The sequence below is a fragment of the Bradyrhizobium sp. CCBAU 45384 genome, assembly GCF_028128665.1.
Classification (GTDB): Bacteria; Pseudomonadota; Alphaproteobacteria; order Rhizobiales; family Xanthobacteraceae; genus Bradyrhizobium; species Bradyrhizobium manausense.
The window spans coordinates 1-448 of sequence record NZ_LBIZ01000022.1 but is presented as its reverse complement, the minus strand read 5'-3'; the positions used below and the strand labels follow the sequence as shown (position 1 = coordinate 448).

Annotated in this window: 1 protein-coding gene; it reads left to right on the top strand. The window is 65.0% G+C overall.

Annotation, left to right across the window (positions count from 1 at the left end; genetic code table 11):
* On the top strand, positions 1-448 hold a 448-nt coding region (locus XH80_RS02820), incomplete at both ends, for an MFS transporter (protein ID WP_271597238.1).

Here is a 448-nt window from a genome sequence, read left to right as displayed (position 1 = left end):
GCGTCGCTGATCTTCCCGCAAATCTTCTTCCCGTCGGAAAATCCCACCGTCGCCATCGTCGCATCGCTGGCGACCTATGGCGTCGGCTATGTGGCGCGGCCGATCGGCGCCTTCGTGCTCGGACATTGGGGCGACACCCATGGCCGCAAGACCGTTCTGATCGTCTGCATGTTCCTGATGGGTCTGTCGACCATGGCGGTGGGCCTCCTGCCGACCTATCATCAGGTCGGCATCCTCGCGCCGATCCTGCTGGTCGTCCTGCGCCTGATCCAGGGCTTTGCCGTCGCCGGTGAAATCTCCGGCGCCAGCTCGATGATCCTGGAGCACGCGCCGTTCGGCCGTCGCGGCTTCTATGCGAGCTTTGCGCTTCAGGGCGTGCAGGCCGGACAGATTCTCGCAGCCGCCGTCTTCCTGCCGCTGGCGGCCTATATGCCGACCGAGGCCTTCA